This window comes from Mesorhizobium sp. M0870 (assembly GCF_040319775.1).
Taxonomy (GTDB): Bacteria; Pseudomonadota; Alphaproteobacteria; order Rhizobiales; family Rhizobiaceae; genus Mesorhizobium.
Window position 1 is genome coordinate 125,679 of sequence record NZ_JAMYOI010000012.1, and the last position, 15,579, is coordinate 141,257.

The 15,579-nt window shown below is 58.3% G+C and carries 16 protein-coding genes and 2 pseudogenes; 9 read left to right on the top strand and 9 right to left on the bottom strand.

Annotated features, from left to right (window positions below; translation table 11 throughout):
• Nucleotides 1-9: 9 nt before the first annotated feature.
• Both NKH97_RS16725 and NKH97_RS16730 read right to left on the bottom strand, forming a co-directional pair.
• Nucleotides 10-840 (bottom strand): hypothetical protein, encoded by an 831-nt coding sequence (locus NKH97_RS16725; protein WP_245273307.1) that lies wholly within the window; start codon nucleotides 838-840, stop codon nucleotides 10-12.
• On the bottom strand, nucleotides 824-1,822 hold the full coding sequence (locus tag NKH97_RS16730; RefSeq protein ID WP_023813935.1) for a DMT family transporter: 999 nt from the start codon (nucleotides 1,820-1,822) through the stop codon (nucleotides 824-826). Before NKH97_RS16730 ends, NKH97_RS16725 begins: the two co-directional genes overlap by 17 nt.
• 151 nt (nucleotides 1,823-1,973) lie before the next feature.
• Between NKH97_RS16730 and NKH97_RS16735 the strand changes: the two genes are divergently transcribed.
• Together NKH97_RS16735 and NKH97_RS16740 are read left to right on the top strand one after the other, a co-directional pair.
• Nucleotides 1,974-3,956, top strand: a complete 1,983-nt coding sequence (locus NKH97_RS16735; protein ID WP_352612257.1) for a BTAD domain-containing putative transcriptional regulator — start codon at nucleotides 1,974-1,976, stop codon at nucleotides 3,954-3,956.
• 1,539 nt (nucleotides 3,957-5,495) lie between these two features.
• Nucleotides 5,496-6,149 carry an outer membrane protein gene (locus tag NKH97_RS16740; protein ID WP_352753326.1) on the top strand — a complete coding sequence of 218 codons (654 nt, stop codon included), beginning with the start codon at nucleotides 5,496-5,498 and terminating at the stop codon, nucleotides 6,147-6,149.
• Nucleotides 6,150-6,313: 164 nt separating this feature from the next.
• Here NKH97_RS16740 and NKH97_RS16745 read toward each other — a convergent pair.
• From NKH97_RS16745 to NKH97_RS16755, 3 genes and pseudogenes are all read right to left on the bottom strand, one after another.
• A pseudogene (locus NKH97_RS16745) lies at nucleotides 6,314-6,575 on the bottom strand (hypothetical protein).
• A gap of 75 nt (nucleotides 6,576-6,650) precedes the next feature.
• Nucleotides 6,651-6,875 carry a DUF768 domain-containing protein gene (locus NKH97_RS16750; RefSeq protein ID WP_352753328.1) on the bottom strand — a complete coding sequence of 75 codons (225 nt, stop codon included), beginning with the start codon at nucleotides 6,873-6,875 and terminating at the stop codon, nucleotides 6,651-6,653.
• A 740-nt stretch (nucleotides 6,876-7,615) separates the two neighbouring features.
• Complete coding sequence (locus NKH97_RS16755; protein ID WP_352753332.1) at nucleotides 7,616-7,762, bottom strand: hypothetical protein; 147 nt, start codon at nucleotides 7,760-7,762, stop codon at nucleotides 7,616-7,618.
• A gap of 567 nt (nucleotides 7,763-8,329) precedes the next feature.
• Here NKH97_RS16755 and NKH97_RS16760 point away from each other — a divergent pair.
• The 4 genes from NKH97_RS16760 to NKH97_RS16775 all read left to right on the top strand — a co-directional run bounded on the left by NKH97_RS16760 (nucleotide 8,330) and on the right by NKH97_RS16775 (nucleotide 11,161).
• Nucleotides 8,330-9,064, top strand: a complete 735-nt coding sequence (locus NKH97_RS16760; RefSeq protein ID WP_352753334.1) for a Crp/Fnr family transcriptional regulator — start codon at nucleotides 8,330-8,332, stop codon at nucleotides 9,062-9,064.
• A gap of 539 nt (nucleotides 9,065-9,603) precedes the next feature.
• Nucleotides 9,604-9,813 (top strand): hypothetical protein, encoded by a 210-nt coding sequence (locus tag NKH97_RS16765; protein WP_352760911.1) that lies wholly within the window; start codon nucleotides 9,604-9,606, stop codon nucleotides 9,811-9,813.
• A 122-nt stretch (nucleotides 9,814-9,935) separates the two neighbouring features.
• Nucleotides 9,936-10,124, top strand: a complete 189-nt coding sequence (locus NKH97_RS16770) for a hypothetical protein (RefSeq protein WP_352798001.1) — start codon at nucleotides 9,936-9,938, stop codon at nucleotides 10,122-10,124.
• A gap of 404 nt (nucleotides 10,125-10,528) precedes the next feature.
• A complete protein-coding gene (locus tag NKH97_RS16775; RefSeq protein WP_352760914.1) occupies nucleotides 10,529-11,161 on the top strand; it encodes an outer membrane protein in 633 nt (210 codons plus the stop codon).
• Nucleotides 11,162-11,368: 207 nt separating this feature from the next.
• Here NKH97_RS16775 and NKH97_RS16780 read toward each other — a convergent pair whose 3' ends face one another.
• Entirely contained in the window at nucleotides 11,369-11,512 is a 144-nt protein-coding gene (locus tag NKH97_RS16780) for a KTSC domain-containing protein (protein WP_352760991.1), read from the bottom strand.
• 245 nt (nucleotides 11,513-11,757) lie between these two features.
• Between NKH97_RS16780 and NKH97_RS16785 the strand changes: the two genes are divergently transcribed.
• From NKH97_RS16785 to NKH97_RS16795, 3 genes are all read left to right on the top strand, one after another.
• On the top strand, nucleotides 11,758-11,886 hold the full coding sequence (locus tag NKH97_RS16785) for a hypothetical protein (protein WP_352760916.1): 129 nt from the start codon (nucleotides 11,758-11,760) through the stop codon (nucleotides 11,884-11,886).
• A 603-nt stretch (nucleotides 11,887-12,489) separates the two neighbouring features.
• On the top strand, nucleotides 12,490-12,972 hold the full coding sequence (locus NKH97_RS16790; RefSeq protein ID WP_352753863.1) for a Crp/Fnr family transcriptional regulator: 483 nt from the start codon (nucleotides 12,490-12,492) through the stop codon (nucleotides 12,970-12,972).
• 1,283 nt (nucleotides 12,973-14,255) lie between these two features.
• The gene (locus tag NKH97_RS16795) at nucleotides 14,256-14,711 is read left to right on the top strand and encodes a Ros/MucR family transcriptional regulator (RefSeq protein ID WP_352753862.1); all 456 of its coding nucleotides are present in this window, start codon (nucleotides 14,256-14,258) and stop codon (nucleotides 14,709-14,711) included.
• A gap of 37 nt (nucleotides 14,712-14,748) precedes the next feature.
• On the opposite strand, the pseudogene NKH97_RS16800 reads toward NKH97_RS16795, so the two are convergent.
• The 3 genes and pseudogenes from NKH97_RS16800 to NKH97_RS16810 form a co-directional block, all read right to left on the bottom strand.
• Nucleotides 14,749-15,001 (bottom strand): annotated as a pseudogene (locus tag NKH97_RS16800) (hypothetical protein).
• Nucleotides 14,952-15,317, bottom strand: coding sequence for a hypothetical protein (locus tag NKH97_RS16805; protein WP_352753861.1), 366 nt, complete (start codon nucleotides 15,315-15,317; stop codon nucleotides 14,952-14,954). The pseudogene NKH97_RS16800 and the gene NKH97_RS16805 overlap by 50 nt, the downstream one beginning before the upstream one ends.
• Nucleotides 15,318-15,332: 15 nt before the next feature.
• Complete coding sequence (locus NKH97_RS16810) at nucleotides 15,333-15,542, bottom strand: hypothetical protein (RefSeq protein WP_352753860.1); 210 nt, start codon at nucleotides 15,540-15,542, stop codon at nucleotides 15,333-15,335.
• Nucleotides 15,543-15,579: the final 37 nt, after the last annotated feature.

A 15,579-nucleotide genomic window follows, 5' to 3' on the forward strand; every position in this document is an offset into this window, starting at 1 on the left:
AAAGCGAGCTCAACATGTGGAAATTTGGCGGGGCGCCTTGGCACCCACCCCGAACAGCAGCAGATCGGCCTTGGTCCACAAAAGATAACAGCCGAGCAAGGTCAGTGGCATGGCGAGTGCCGCGAAGGACCCGCCCGACCAGACCTCCGGCAGAGCTCGGCCGAGGGCGACGGTCGTCGCCAGCATTGCCGGCAACCGGCTGGCGAGCACCGCACTGCGGAACGGATCGGGCCAAGCGGCCGGCCACATCGGAATTGGCGTGCCGGGCCTGTGGAAGGTGCTGCCGAATTTGCCCAGGGCATGGAGCAGGCCAGAGGTCGCCGCAAGCAATGGATCGCCGAGCAGCAACAGGGCAATACCGAGTCCGATCGCACCCAGACCCGACAGGAAGTCGCCCAGACGGTTGAGGGTGGGATCGGGAGCATCCGGCCTTGCCCAGGCCCGGTGATAGGCCTCGCCGCCCCAGAAGAAGACCAGGGTGGTCAAGGTCAGCGCAACAGTGCCATGGCTGCCGGCGAAATATTCGATCACCGCCATGGTGACGCTGCTTCCCTCATGCAAGCCGACCGGCGCGGTAGCAATCTGGATCGCGAGACCGACAATGAGGCCGAGCGCGTTACCGCTGTTGTAATAGCCGCCCGGTCCCTTCATGCGGGCGCGAAGCGCCGAAACCAAATGTGCGATAGGAAGAAGGATCGTCCGCGCGTCCATCACTGCGCCCCCACGACAAGTCCTGCCGCCATCGGCAAGGCCACCGCCGCCTGGCTGATCGACGCCACTGGCCCCGTGTCGGGCGGCAGCCGGGGCCGGAATAGGTTTCGCATCACCGGCAAGGGTCATCACATTCCTCCACTGGACCTGAATTGTTGGGGTGACGATCGCCTGCCCAATTTGCGGCGGCAGCTGCAAAGGCAGGGGCCCCGTCGGAGGGTTGAACCGAAGCGGTTCGCAAGGACGTGCGTGCCTGCGGCGCTCGGTTCGACAGTGCCACGGACAGGATCGCACCCAGAATGATGGCGGCACCCAATGCGCTCGCGGACGAGCTCCGCTCGCCGAGAAAGATCGCCGCGCCCAGCGCCCCGAAAACGCTTTCTGCGCTGACGATCACGGCGGCGTGGCTGGCCGGCGTAAAGCGGAGGGCAACCGTCTGTATGCCGAAGGCAATCGCAGTGGAGAACACGCCGAGGATCGCCAGTTCCGGGCCGGCTGCGAATGCGGCGGCCAACGACAGATTGCCTTGCATTGCGCCGAGCGGCAGGGCGAAGGCTGCGGCGCCGAAGAACTGTGTCGCGGCTGCGGTGAACGGCCGCGCATGCACCTGCATGTGCCGGCCCAGCTCGACTGCCCAGAGCGCATAGCAGGCAGCCGAGAGGACAGCGGTGAGATCGCCACTGCTGAACCCGGCAATCCCATCCGACAACAGCAGTGCGCCAACAACGGTCAGCCCGGCGGCGACCGTGAGACTCGCTGTCGGACGCTCGCCTGCGAGAAACCAGGCGGCTAGCGGTGTCATTACCGTTGCCGTGCTGACCAGGAAGCTGGCATTGGTGACGGAGGCACTGATATAGCAAAGCTGCTGGAGCGTGATGGAGATGGCAAACAGCGCGCCCACCTTGGCCAAGCTGGAAAAATAGTCCGGCCCGAGCGAAAGCCGCCTCTCCATCAAGACAAAGGGCAGCACAAGCAGCCCGCCGATCAGGCAGCGCAGACCCACCGCACTCAGCGCGTCGAGATGCACAAGCACCATCTTTTGCGAGACATTGCCGAAGCCCCACAAAGCGGCTGCGAATAGCAGCAGCAAATTGGCTCTTGTCCTGGACACGCGTCCCCCTCGAACCAAGCCTTTCGTTGACTTGGTCACTTTAATTTAGCAAAGCCTAAACAGCCTGCCGTTACGGCAGCGCTTGAGCGCGAAGGCCGACTGTTGCGAAGCGTTAGTTTTGAGTTAGGATTTCGTCAGGCTGGGATAGCAAATGCAAAGTGAGGACAGGGGCGCTGCAAATAGAATCTCACTCTTCGGCGGTTTCCGGATTGAAAATGAAACGGCCGGTCCGCTTCGGCTGACCGGGAAACGAGGGCCGGCAATCATCGCCTATCTGGCCCGGTGTCCGGGCATGGCGGCGACGCGGGAGAGGCTGGCTGACCTCCTATGGGGCGACAGTGACGGCGAACATTCGCGCAACAGCCTTCGGCAAGCCCTCAGTGTCCTGCGCCAGGATCTGGCGCGAGAAGGGGTGGATCTCATCCATTCCAGCGGTGAGCTGATCGCCCTGAGGCCAGAGGCCTTTCAAATCGACGTGGAGAAGTTCGAAACGGGTCTCTCGGCCCGTTCCGCTCAGGACCTCGCGAAGGCCTTGGCGAACTACACCGGGCCCTTCCTCGACGGGCTTTATCTGGGAAGCAATGCGTTCGATGACTGGATCACATCGGAACGCGACAGGCTGCTTAGCCGTGCGCTTGAGTCCTTCGAAAAGCTGGCCCGTCTCGTCGACCCCGATGCAGGGCTGATCCTAGCCGATCGTATTTTGGCCATGGAACCGACACGGGAAGAATCCTATCGGCTCAAGATGGAATTGCTCCTTGCATGTGGCCAACGCGACAGGGCAATCAGGACATACGAAGCTTGCAGAAGCATGCTGAAGAAGGAGTTCGGCGTCGAAGCAGGCCCTGAAACGCGGGCGCTTTGGCAATCTCTGTTGCTTGCCGCCGACGACGCCTCAAATGTGCAGTCGACAAGTGGTGTTCCGGCCAGCCAGCGCCTTGGGCGCCCGTCCATCAGCGTTGCCGACTTCGTCAATCTGACCGGAAAGCAAGGCGACGACTTTTTCGCCAAGGGACTTGTCCAGGACATCACGACGGCCCTCTCCGAAGTGGCCGACTATGTCGTGCTCGCCGCGCTTCCGCCCGAGAAGAGCGGCCCGGGCGAAGAAGCCAAGACGCCAGGGATACTCCGGGCGCGATATATGCTCAGCGGCAGCGTCCAGAGATCCGGCAATGGGTTGAGGGTGAATATCCAGCTCGTCGACGCCGCCGGCGGCCACCACGTCTGGGCCCAGAAATTCGACGGCCACTCCGAAAACGCGCTCGAATTCCAGGACAGGATCGCACAGTCTGTTGTTCTTGCCGTGATCCTCGAACTTCAACTGACCAACTGGAAGGTTCGAGACAAAAGCCCGCCGGGTACCCCTGAAGTGCGCAGGCTGGTCAACGAAGCCCTCATGAAATATTTTGAGATGACTCGGGACTCGCTTTTGGTGGGGGTAGAGCTTGCCGAGAAGGCTTTCTCGATAGGTCCCGACAACGCCCGTGCAAAGCGGACGCTCTCGATCGTAATATCCATGGGCGTGGCGTTTGGCGCGCTGCCTCGGGAGCGTGGGGTGATCGAGCGTGCGGTCGAACTCGCGGAAGCCGCGGTGCGGGCGGTACCGGACGATGAAATTGCCCGATGTATCTTGTCGTTCGCTCTCGAAAGTTGCGGTCGTATCGACGAGGCGATCGCCGAATGCCGCCACGCGATCAGCCTCAACCCAAGCTACCCGACTGGCCACGGCGATATTTCGATGCTCTTTGCGTTGCGCGGGCAGGTCGACGAAGCGGTGCGCGAGGCCAACGAAGCAATCCGGCTCGGAACGCACGATGTGATCGACTTCTGGCGCCACCACGGCCTGGTTGTGGCGCTCTTCGCTGGCGGAGACAACCAGCGGGCGCTCGAAGCCGCCCGCAAAGTGGTCAGGACAAAGCCGGGCTTCGTTCGCGGTGCCCTTTATTGGGCCGCGACCGCGTCGGCCACCGGGAACAACGAAGAAGCGTCCCGAGCCATCCACCATTGCCTGTCACAACTTCCGCATCTCAATCTGAGCAATGTCTGCCCTGGCTTTGTGCCGCGCTATGTGAAGGATCATCACCATTCCCGGTTCCTTGAGATGCTGTCGAGGGCTGGCCTTCCCAGTTCCTAGCCACATCTTTGGCGCAGACACCATCATACGAAACTGGAGGGTTCCATCCTCCGCCCAGGCATCGAAAGCAGATGACGCGTTGGCAATTCCGGCCAGGTCGACCTATAAGCTACCCCTGCGATTGAGCTAGTCGCGCCGCACGCCGTCGCGCCAGCCAGTCATCCGCCGAATTTGCGGCTTGGCCTATCATGGCACGTGATAGAGTTCATACGATACGATTTAACCTATTGAAGTTACTAAATATGCAAGAGTATCAAAGGTTTAGGATAGCCATAGCCCCGATGATGGATGGGACGAACAAGTGATCAAAATCAAATAGTTACGGGTGATCGTGTGCAAAAATTGCACACGAAAGTTCCCCTTCTCTTCCATTTTCGTTCCTGCGATGGAGAGGCCGATTGGCCTCATGAGGCGCTTTTTTTGGGCGGCTCCTGCCCATCGGACGACGCTCGTCGCCAGCGCACCCGTGAGTAGCCGTGGGCGGCTCTGCTGCTATGTTGCCTGAGTCGAGTCAGCCTAACTGCCAGCGCAGATCTTCCGCTTCGCTATCGCGAAGAAGATTTTGACCGGTTCGCGCGGTCTTCCAGCGCTGTCAGTTTGGGTTCGAACGTCGCAGGGATGTGGCCGCTATCGCCTACATTCACGACCGTGCCGCTTGGTGCAGGCGGCGCCAAAGTCGTACCGCGATACCGTTGAACGACGCCGGCTATCCGCTGCCCGTCGCTTTCAATGTGGGTGTTGTTGCTGTTTGGGTTGAAGGGATCGACGGTCTGCAGAAGCCCGTTGGCGGGTTCGCATCGCCGGCCGCAAGCGTCACCGAATCATAGTTGTTCAAATAGTCAGCCGCGCAGCCCGAAATTAGAACCGCCACACAGTAGAAAAACACGAACGCCAATGCATGTAGGTATCCCCCGACACCAACCCGACCATGCACAGTTTATGATTTGTTGTCGAATCCACTGATTGGCGCGAGATTTCACCCTGACATCACCTTCGATCTATGTCGCTCATCGGCTGGCGCAGCCTTCATCTTTCAACATGAAGGCTACCGCAGGAGCTCAGGAAGGGAACCTTTTCCAACATCGAAGTTTGGAAGCGCTTGGATCTCGTTCAGATTGTATTGCGTGAGTGGCTGGAAACGAACGGCCTATCTGCCAGTCTGGATGATTGACGAGGAAGGCGAGACGGACGGCAGCGCTTAGGCTTCGTCGATCCACGCCATACCTGTGGAAAGTAACCGGCTATTTACTATCCGCGGGCAATCTGAATGAAGTTCGCCCGCATGGCGCCTAATGTGCTGGTGCGTCAGTGAAGACGCCCCCCGCCAAATGGCAGCGGCCGACGCTTTCAAGTAATCCGCCCCCCAGTATGCGTCGGTCGCTTGCCCCTGGACGCAGGGGCAACATCATACAATGGCTGGAATGAATGGCGCCGGGTCTCCGCAGGCGCAGCAACTTTGCTACAGGTGTGACTTCCTAGCTACATACAAAGTTGCAGGCTCATCGGTATAAAGCGCTTGGTGATTTTGATGGGGATTTCATGAAAGCTTTTTTGCTTGCTTCATTTGTTGCGCTTTCGGCGGCTCCGGCTATCGCCGCCGATATGATGACCGCTCCTGTCGATACCCCTGAATGGACCTGGCAAGGGCCATACGCCGGCGTGTTCGGCGCCGGAACGTTGGAACACTACAAGATCTATGAGCCGGGTGCCCAGGCTGGCGCAACGCACAACGTCGGCTCGGCAACGGTCGGCGGCTTTGCCGGCTATAACTTCCAATCCGGCAAGATTGTCTACGGCGTCGAAGGCGAGCTTGGCTACCGCTTTAAGAAGAACACCTTCGACGACATTCCAGGCCCAGGTGTTCTCGACGCCTCCACAGGTTTGTTCGGATCCGTAAAGGGTCGCGTTGGCATGGACATGGGAGCCTACATGCCGTTTGTCACGGCTGGTGTAACCGCCGCAAAGCTGAAGACGTTCTATCCAGGTGGAAACGCCGAGCGGGATGCAACTTTGGTCGGTGGTATTGTTGGAGCAGGCATCGACGTCGCTCTCACACACAACGTGTTCTTGCGAGGCGAATACGACTTCTCCTTCTTCGGCAAGAAGTCGCTTGAATATTGCGGCGGCGGATGCACGCTGGAACACACGCTTCAGACGCACGATTTCCGCGTCGGCATCGCGATGAAATTCTAACTGTTCAGCGCGTCTCCGACGTTGACGCGCTCCGCAGGAATAGCAAGACCAAGGTCCAGCTTGCGAACGGCCTTCCGCGGGCGCAATGTCGCCAAGAACCCGACGGCCAGGGGTCTGGATCGCAAAAAGTTCGCGGCTCAGGCCCTTCGTCGGTGGGAACCATGCTATGCGGGCTCCTCTGCCGGGTGCTCCGGCCTTTGTCGTGCTGGGCCGGTCAAATTCCACCGGATGCATTCGACTTCCCTCCCAGTAACTTCCCGCACGGCCTTTAACAGCACCTCATGCAAGATGCGTGTCTGCCTGTAGTGGTCGCAGTGTGGCGATATGAACGGCTTGACGATGCCTTAGGTGCAGCGCTTCCGCTGCCCCCAAAAAGCGCTCGATTTCAGCCTGTGATAACTGCTTTGAGGGTTTTGACCTTGCCATGGTAGCGAACTCCGTTTGAGGGGGATCGCCGCAACGGGAGGATTATATTCCTCACTCGGACCTGGATGGCAAGGGTTATTCGGCCAAGCTGCCTTCCCGGTGGTGCATCGCCTTGAAGATCACCTCAAAGTCGCTGTCGACCTCCTCGTTGATCTCGTCGGCACCGATTCCCTCACGATCCGCAGGAGATTTCATCATTTCGTCAGTGAGGTCGCTAACCGCCACTGGATCATCAGTCATCGTGTTGGGCAGGTGCTCTGCCATCCACCGATCGAGAAAGTTGATGCTGCGTGTGCTCATCAAACGATAAGTTCAAAGTGCACATCAGGTTCCGCTACTTGACCCGTGAGACGGCCGCACCAGACTCCAGTGCATGGCTAGGGATCTCAACATCGGCGATGAGGTGGCGATCGACGCCACCATTATTCGACGTGTCACTGACGACAGGATCAGCGTGTCAACACCGACCTACGGATTTCCCCATTCCGTTCGGGATATCACCACGAAGGCCAGACCATGGAACTGATCGGCAGCGTCACACGGGTCGAGAAGGACGCCGTAACCGTCAGCCTGGGTGGCCCGGTGGTGACGGTCGCGCTTGATGTTGTGCGGCTGGTGACGCCCACAGTGCGTTAGTCAGCCAAGGACCATCCCAGCGAATACCACAGTGAGGAGCAGTGATGCCGGCACGGCTAGCAGACAGCACAGCTCAATGGTCTTGTTATCTTGCCGCTTGTCCATTTCACCGCCTCGCATTGTTCGCTGTGATTTTGACGAAACGGGGTAGCCGATGGAAGCGGATCCGCGCGCGATGCGTTAGAGATGCTGTGGGTGGTGTATATTAGCAACACCTTGAGCGACCCTGCTCTTCCTCCCTGAAACCTGCAGTGAAGCGTGCCGCAAGTCTTCTTCGCCGCGCAGGTGCTTCACACGGCCGATCAGCCCCGGCTTGGCCCACCGCGTCGCCGCCGCTTCATGCCCTTAGGCGCCGTGCCTGGGCGCTCCTGGACGCGTTGCCACAGCCGCTCGCCGGCAGCGGCTCACTGAACTGGATGCATGCGGCCGTCGGGCTCGATCATACTGGCAAGGGCCTCGCGCCGCTCCTCCAGCGCCATGTCTCGCAAATCGGGGCCGTGCTCGGCACCGGATTCCGTGATCGCACCATATTGGCGCAGTCTGGTATTCATAAAGGTGGCCCTATATGGAGCCCATCAACTTCCTCTATTAACCCGGCAGGGCTAAAGTCTTGTGCCGAACCTACTAAGGTCTGACGTTACCGCTTTGGTTCCGGTATTGGACACCAAGAGAAAAAAGCCCGCCAGCCGCGAGGCCAGCGGGCAGTTCTCATGGGGAAAGCACTGAATGGGAACGGTGCAACTGCCGAAGTTCGACAGCGCGGTTTTGTTCCACCATCCGTGAACCGGCCTGGCGAGCCGGCGGGCATCCCGCCATGTCGAGATGGGCTTAGTCCGACGTAGCAGGACCCGAATCCACGACTTGCGCCACATCAAGCCGGCTCGTTGGCGGATCATAATTGTCGGATTCGTACGAAGCAGAGTTCTGTACGATTCCAACCCTTTAACTTTGTACACCCGTGTTTTGTAATTCGGCGGCAGAGGGGACGCCGTGCATCAGTTCGCATTTCGCTGTCAATCGCGCGCCAGAGGGCGTACGTTTTCCAAATCGTCTGCACGTGTTTACGGGCGCGGACGGCAGGGAGATTGGAATGCTCTTGCCCCAAGCGGGACTGAGCTATGACCAATCCACAGAACGATTCCTATAAAAACGAATTGCTGCGTCGGCTTAACCCTGGTGACCTGGGGCTTTTGCAGCCACATCTTGAGCGATGTGCCCTCAATTTGAAAATGAACCTGGAGAAAGCCGATTCCGACATCGAGACGGTTTACTTTCCGGAGGACGGCATCGCTTCTGTGGTCGCGACCGTTTCAGGCAAGGAAGCTGAGGTTGGGCTCGTCGGATTTGAGGGAATGACTGGTGCGGCGCTCGTGATGGGCGCGGACTATGCGGCGCATGATTGTTACGTCCAGTCGCCGGGCAACGCCTTGCGGATTGGAGCGGAGCCATTCAAGGCGGCTCTTGCGAACAGCCCAACGTTGCGCCTCTTCCTGTTACGCTATGTCCACTACTTCCACATCCAAACTGGCTATACGGCCCTGATCAACGCAAAATCAAACCTTGAAGAGCGTTTGGCGCGATGGCTTCTGATGTGTGACGATCGGGTCCACGGCGAACGCCTCGCGATCACCCACGAATTTCTCGCCGTCATGCTTGGAGCAAGACGGCCAGGGGTTACAGTTGGGCTTCAAATGCTGGAAGGACGCGGGCTCATCTATTCTCGGCGAGGCGAAGTGCGTATTAGGGACCGCAGCGGCCTTGCGGCTTGCGCAAATGGCACCTACGGCAAACCAGAGACCGAATACGTTCGGCTCGTAAAGACCATCCATGCCGAATGTAAACCACTGCTGTAGACCGCCATGCCAAAGCTATCCGACCTTGAACCTCTGATCCCCAGCGGTGGACAACGAGGGCGGATTGTCCGCTAACCACTTCGCAAGAGAGTTGAGGCCCGCTCATACAAACATCCAGGATGCCAGTAGCAGGGCGCATAAGGATGAGGTCAGGGCAGCGGCAGCAAGAAGCACCCCGGCGCTATTCTGCCATTGTGCCGGTGGCTCGTGCACCAACCTGTTTGACGGCGGCTGATTGTCATTCATCACGCTGGCGCAAATCTGAGAACAAGGACCCGCTAGCCAGGGTAGCGGTTTGCGGGTCCTTTCAGCACAGGAAGGGACGTAGCTGTGCCGATTTCACGACTGAAACAACAATCATTTCGTACGGGTTGTTCCGGCTAAATCTGGCTGTAGGACCATTGCGTTTTGGGGACGGACTTTGGTCCGTCGCTATTGAGACTGAAGTCCCACAAGGGAACGTTGGGCGCGGGGCTGTGTTTCCGTGGTCGGCACAGAACGTGCACGTCAATCGCCCACTCTCAACCGGACCAAATAAGATGATGAACCTTGAAGTCGAGACGTCGCAAGCGCTCGTGGCGCGCCTGGCTGATCTCCAGGCGAGAGTGCGGGCAGCACGCATAACCAAGGCCGAAATAAAGACCTTCCAAAAGGTTGCAGCCATTATGGAAGACGGTCGCGGCCAGATTGCTGGCGACGACCTGATCGCTGCATCATTCCTCGTTGAGTTAGGTGCCTTGAATGGGTAGGTACCTTGGGGTCGGCCTTGTCCTTGTGCAAGCGACGACTGTACGTTTTGTACACAGCCTTGCGGCCCCAATCCCATCGGCTTTAATCATTTCGTTTACCATTGCTTTCTAGGGAGGCTGCGATGGAAAGCGCCAACACGAACAGGGCGCCCGCTCGCGTTGAGGTCGGAGAGGCCTGCGGAGAGTGGTTCGTCCGCATAGTAGCCGACGACGAAGAACTTACCCGCTCATTCGACTTGGAATCGTTCGCCCTGTCCTATGCGGAAGGCCAGCGGATACGGCTGGGACTTTCCGAGATCAAGCGACTGTAGGAAATGACAAGATGCCTCTGTCTGAAAGCCTGCAATCGATCGAGATGGAATTCCGATGCTCGGAATGTGGATTGGGCTTTGTAAAGCCTGGGCGCTGGTTTAAGTCTGCCGCTCAACATCGTTGCTTCGGCTGCCAGCACCTCACTTACCTCACCTATCCGAAGAAATTGGCATTGTTCGACAGATACGCCAAGCTCACCGATGCAGCTTTGACAGGGAGCGAACGCGTTCTAGACCGGCAATGATGTCGTCGACCTCGCGCTCTACACCTACCCGCGCCATATCTTGGATCAGGTCGCGCCCACTATCTGTACATCTCGCTTTCGGTGCCGACCTCATGTATCAGTTGCGCGGGACCGCGAAGAACGCGAACGGGGTTAAATTGCGAAACTGTCTAGCCAAACTTGCTGCCTGTCGGCACGACCGTATGCATACTGCTGTTTGCGCAGTCTGCGGCACGTTCGGCGGACGTACTGCCATCACACAATTGGTCTGGGGCCTATGCCGGATTTGACGCGGGATACATCGCCGGCAAAAGTCACTTTGTTTTCACCGAGGAGGAAGGATCGGGAGCTTCCCCAGGAAACTTTGCCGACTCAGAGGCCAGGGCTTTCATAGGTGGCGTCTACGCGGGCTACAATTTTCAGTCGCTGAGCAACGTTGTCTTCGGTGTAGAAGGTGACATCGCATATAGCAATTCTGACGACTTCGCCGACATGCAGCAGGGTGGGGCGCCGTTAGAGGGTGGTGAAGACATTGGCGAGCGTCTGCAATGGACGGGCTCGGCCCGGCTTCGCGCGGGTTATGCTGTTGGGCGGTTTCTTCCATACATTGCTGGCGGCCTAGCACTCGCCAGAGCAGAGATTTCCTATCAAGACAGAAACGGCAGATCGTCGTTGGGTACCCAAACCCTTGAAGGCTGGACGATTGGAGCCGGCATCGACTATTTGTTTTCTAACCATCTGATTGGACGAGCGGAATATCGCCACAGTGACTTCGGCACAGACAACTTCAAAATGGGAGTCCCTACGACTTGAGCCTAGCAACTGACGAAGTTCGTTTCGGTCTGGCTTACAAATTCTAGATTTTAGGCCGCGTTTCGATTCACCCACCCCGCAGCACGCGCCAGACGTCATGCCATTATGCGGTGACGAGCGACGCCAGCGCGGCCGCTGCCATGCCCGTGGCGCCGAGCGCACCAACCCCCATGAGTTTCCACCCGACAAGCCGTTGGAGTTGGAGATTTACGTCACCAGCCGGAACGCGTTGCGGTTGCGAATGTGGTCGTTGAAATAGCGCCCCTTGGCAAAGGCAGCTTTGAACGCGGTGAAGGTCTCAACCGGTACGTCCAAAAACCCGTAGTGCTTCCCGCTGGCTACAAACCACACTGAGAGGACCGTGGTGTTCGGATCATATTCGAATTTGCGTATCGAGGTCGACGGCAATGGTGCACCAGGATTTGCCGGCCGAAGTCAGCGGACGGATATGGCCCGCCACTGAGAAAGCAAGTGACGCTCGCCAAGGTGGCGCCGGATCTCGGCAAGCAGTCGACCGTTGCACTTCGCAAGCCCTGAACGCCGTGTGCGTCTATCGTTGCACCACCATGGAGGAACTCCGCACTAAGGCCGAGTTCTTGAAAGAGTTCGCCACTGGCAAATACGGCGACGTCCAGCCCGAGGACGTTGATGCGCTGCTCTGGTCGTTCCTGCCGGAAGAAGCATTGGAAGACGCGGTCAAGGCTTCGGAAGGCGGTGCAGCCTGAAGCTGTAGCATTTGGCCCGCTGCCTCACGGTGGCGGGCGTTTCTATTCCTTGTGTTGAACGATGTAGCTATTGCTGATGGCTTTGCTCCCAACGCCCCGCGTGACAACAACGGTGGTGTACCCGGCGGGCAATGAACCGGTGACAGTCTCGTCGACAGGATGGCATCGTCCGACGATTTCCCCGTTTGGCGCACCTGCGAGCCTGTCTTTCAGAGATGCCCGACACGCGTCCAACGACGCATATGTGGTCGGCGCGGCATCAATGGGCTTGCAGACAGCCTGGCCTGGGCTGCAAGAGAGTAAAAGCAATACTGCTGCGGTTGCCGGGTCCATTGTCGAAGCTCCACTGAGACCAAGCCTCAACGCGGATCGACGACCTTTGTTGCACAGGCAGCCCGGCGACGGCCCGCTGCCTCACGGTGGCGGGCTTTGCCAACGCTGCTGACGCGGAATGTCCTTATATTAGCGATAAAAGATATATTAACGGCCGTGATGCAGCCTTCCCACAAAGCATGGGGATGGGGGAAACACCTCCTCGTCGACGTTCCAACGCGCGCCCCTTGGAGCCGGCGGACCGTAGACCAATGCGGAGCACACGCATGAGTGTCGGAGCATAGCGACGTTCGAACGGTGAGCGCTTGCAGTGTTGGCTTCATAGATCACTCGGCTATCCGGCTGCTCTGCGAACGCTACCCTAGGCTGGCGGCAAATCTTTGGCGAACGACACTGGTTGATGCATCGATCTTTCGCGAATGGGTGGTCAATGTAGGGAAGCGCCAAGCACTTGGCCGAGTGGCCCATCTTCTCTGTGAGATCATGCTGCCTATGGATGACGCCGGCCTCGCGTTCGATCAAAGCTGCGCTTTTGCTGTGACGCAAGCTGACCTTGGGGAGGCCACAGGGCTGTCAGCTGTCCACATCAACCGGACACTCAAGGCTCTTCGAGAAAAGCAGCTTACTTCGCTCGTGAATGGCCAATTGACCATCCATGATTGGGAAGGGCTGGCCATTCTTGCTGAGTTCCGTCACGATTACCTGCACTCAGCAAGGACCAAGCGAAGGGTGGAGTCCTTGTCGATGCACTGATTGCTGCAGGGGGGAATCTTCAGATTGCCGCGGTGAAGAGTTTTTCGGCGGCCCTTGGGGTCGATCTGCTTGCTTGGCTACTCGGCGCGCAGTGCACAAAAATTTCAATACGAATGACGTACCCGCCGCTTGCATGCATTCCGACGAGTCCGGTTGAAGGAAAACATCGGTAACTGTCCTCAGTGCAAACTGCCTGGAGTCCGGATCGCAAGATTCTGCCCAGCCGTAACATCCCATTTATGAATCTGGACCCTCGAACTCGGTGAGAGAGCACGTCGAGCTGCGCAGGTATTCAGTCAAACTTGCCGGCCACTGGCATTGGATGCTTCCAAAATCGAACTGGGCGCCACTGGCATGAAGCAAGGCTGCGACCAAATTCTCGTCGGCTGACTTTTTGCCGGTGTATAGGCGCAAAAGCTCGTGCGCCTGGACTTTCCAATCGCACTCCGGGCTGTCCCTTATGGGTGACGTAAGGGTCCGAGAGAGTATGTCGAAATCCAACAGCGAAATACCCGGTCGGCTTCCTTTCATGACCAAATCCGTCCTGTTGATCTGTGGTGGCCGGCCAGCCAAAACAGCCGTCGAGGTCGCACTCTTCACGGCAAGAACCATTTCGGTTCCTAGCCCGCTGAGACGGCTCCACAAAAACTCAAAGGTAAGTTTTGTTGTCGATCACCCGGCAAATCGCAGGTGAGGGGGGTCTTCGGCGCACCAATCAAACTTGATTAGGCGGCATCTCTCATTTCTGCGTCGTTGACGGGAAGCTCCTGGGAAGACAGGTCACGCTGTCGAGCCCAATTCCGCTCAGCATCGAGCAGTTCATTCTCTCCAGTCAAGCCGTTCATAAACAGTCTGAGTACGTGTGTAGCTATGCGCTCTCCGTCCTGCGAAGCGACACGTACACCGCGCTCTTTACAGACCGTCCTACAAACATGGGCAAGCACCATAATATCGCTCGGCTCCAAAAACCGACCTGGATATAACATACCGTCCTCCGTGGAAAAGCTACCGTGAGCTTTTGATTACGCGAGGTCACCGGCAGCCACAATTAACTATGATAGTCGTGTACTCGACTCTGCAGAAAGTTCGAGCGGCGCCTCCAAACGCATCCGGGATAGCACTACAGCCGAATACGGGGCTATTTAGCAAGGCGAGGTGCCCTCCAAGCTTAGAATTTAGACAAGGTTCTTCGCGTGAGAGACCCACCATGATCCGCGGGCCGTTGCACTTTGTGCACCTCCTTAATAGAGACAGAGGCACATCAGATGGGAAAGCCTTCAACCATGCAGAATGACGCTGAAGCTCAGCAGGTCCAGTTGTTGCAGCTCACTGCCGACATAGTGGCGGCGTATGTTCAGAAGAACGCGATCCCGGCGGCCGTTCTCCCCGAATTGATCGCCAGTGTGAATTCTGCCTTGTCGCAATTGAGTCAGCCGGTGGTAGCGCCGCCGCCCGCGCTTGTTCCGGCAGTTAATCCAAAGAAGTCGGTTTTTCCCGATTACATCGTCAGCCTAGAGGACGGACGCAAGTTCAAGTCTATGAAGCGCCACCTTGGTTTGCTGGGAATAACACCCGACGAATACAGAGCCAAATGGGGCCTCGCACGAGACTATCCGATGGTGGCGCCGAGCTACGCGGCTCAACGGTCGGAGCTCGCCAAGTCTTCCGGTCTTGGCCGCAAGGCAGTTGCGAAAACGCGAGCAAAGAAAGCGCCAACAAGGCAGAAGGCCAAGGCCTAGCGGCGGTCCGTATACACTCTTCTTGCGGCAACGGTGGTCATTCCATATCTGGCACGTCGCCCGCCCACAAAGAGGGTTGTGGGCTCCCCATATTCGCCAAGCGAAGGATTGGCATCGCGCGACCACGCAGTGACGCCAGCGTGTTTACCCGCCAGCCCCCTCGCGGTCCTTATGGCGCGGTCCTCGGTCTGCTGCTCGGCTGGCCCAAAGACGAGCTGAAGGTCGCCGCTCTCATCGCGGTCAAATGCTGTGACGACGATGAGTCTCGGGGCCTTCTGTTGCGGCAGCAAGCTGTCTGAGGCTCTCCCTTCGCTGGGCCACCGGCTGGCGTGACGTGACCGGCTCGCTGGGAACAAACTCAGACGTGCCTATGATCGGTATCATCGATGCCTCCCGCTCTGGCCGTGCCTGTTTAGCTCTCAGCTCAACGATTTCGTCATCTCGTCTGGCAATTCGGCTTTCCAGATTGGCGATGCGCTCTGCTAAGAAATAGCGCCCAACTGCAAATCCACCGCCTCCGAACAGCACGGCGAATGTGGCGAAGGCTGTCGGCTGGGCGATGACCAGTTCGGCGTTATTGCCAATGAAAGCGATAAGGTCGTGCATCGAGAGCCGCCTAAGTCATGCCAGCACAGGCGGCGTGGGATCGTAGCTGATCGCCACGAAGCCAGGGTACCTGTTGGCGAGAGCGAGGATTTGGGTCTCAAGCTCGCAGGTGTAGGCCATGAGCGCCTTCACGGCCTCAAGCGGGCTTTCGTAGCGAGCGATGAGCTCCTCCGCTTTCGAGTGCAATTCGGCTTCGGCGTCGGCGTCCAGATGCATTGCGGCCATTTCGGTCTCCTAGATCTAGCGACTTGCCCGGCGCGGT

Coding starts and splice junctions, on each gene's coding strand:
- NKH97_RS16770 (WP_352798001.1), top strand. CDS start 9,936: ATGGAAAGCGCCAACACGAACAGGGCGCCCGCTCGCGTTGAGGTCGGA.
- NKH97_RS16765 (WP_352760911.1), top strand. CDS start 9,604: ATGATGAACCTTGAAGTCGAGACGTCGCAAGCGCTCGTGGCGCGCCTG.
- NKH97_RS16760 (WP_352753334.1), top strand. CDS start 8,330: ATGACCAATCCACAGAACGATTCCTATAAAAACGAATTGCTGCGTCGG.
- NKH97_RS16750 (WP_352753328.1), bottom strand. CDS start 6,875: ATGAGCACACGCAGCATCAACTTTCTCGATCGGTGGATGGCAGAGCAC.
- NKH97_RS16805 (WP_352753861.1), bottom strand. CDS start 15,317: ATGCACGACCTTATCGCTTTCATTGGCAATAACGCCGAACTGGTCATC.
- NKH97_RS16740 (WP_352753326.1), top strand. CDS start 5,496: ATGAAAGCTTTTTTGCTTGCTTCATTTGTTGCGCTTTCGGCGGCTCCG.
- NKH97_RS16810 (WP_352753860.1), bottom strand. CDS start 15,542: ATGGCCGCAATGCATCTGGACGCCGACGCCGAAGCCGAATTGCACTCG.
- NKH97_RS16735 (WP_352612257.1), top strand. CDS start 1,974: ATGCAAAGTGAGGACAGGGGCGCTGCAAATAGAATCTCACTCTTCGGC.
- NKH97_RS16725 (WP_245273307.1), bottom strand. CDS start 840: ATGACCCTTGCCGGTGATGCGAAACCTATTCCGGCCCCGGCTGCCGCC.
- NKH97_RS16755 (WP_352753332.1), bottom strand. CDS start 7,762: ATGAATACCAGACTGCGCCAATATGGTGCGATCACGGAATCCGGTGCC.
- NKH97_RS16795 (WP_352753862.1), top strand. CDS start 14,256: ATGCAGAATGACGCTGAAGCTCAGCAGGTCCAGTTGTTGCAGCTCACT.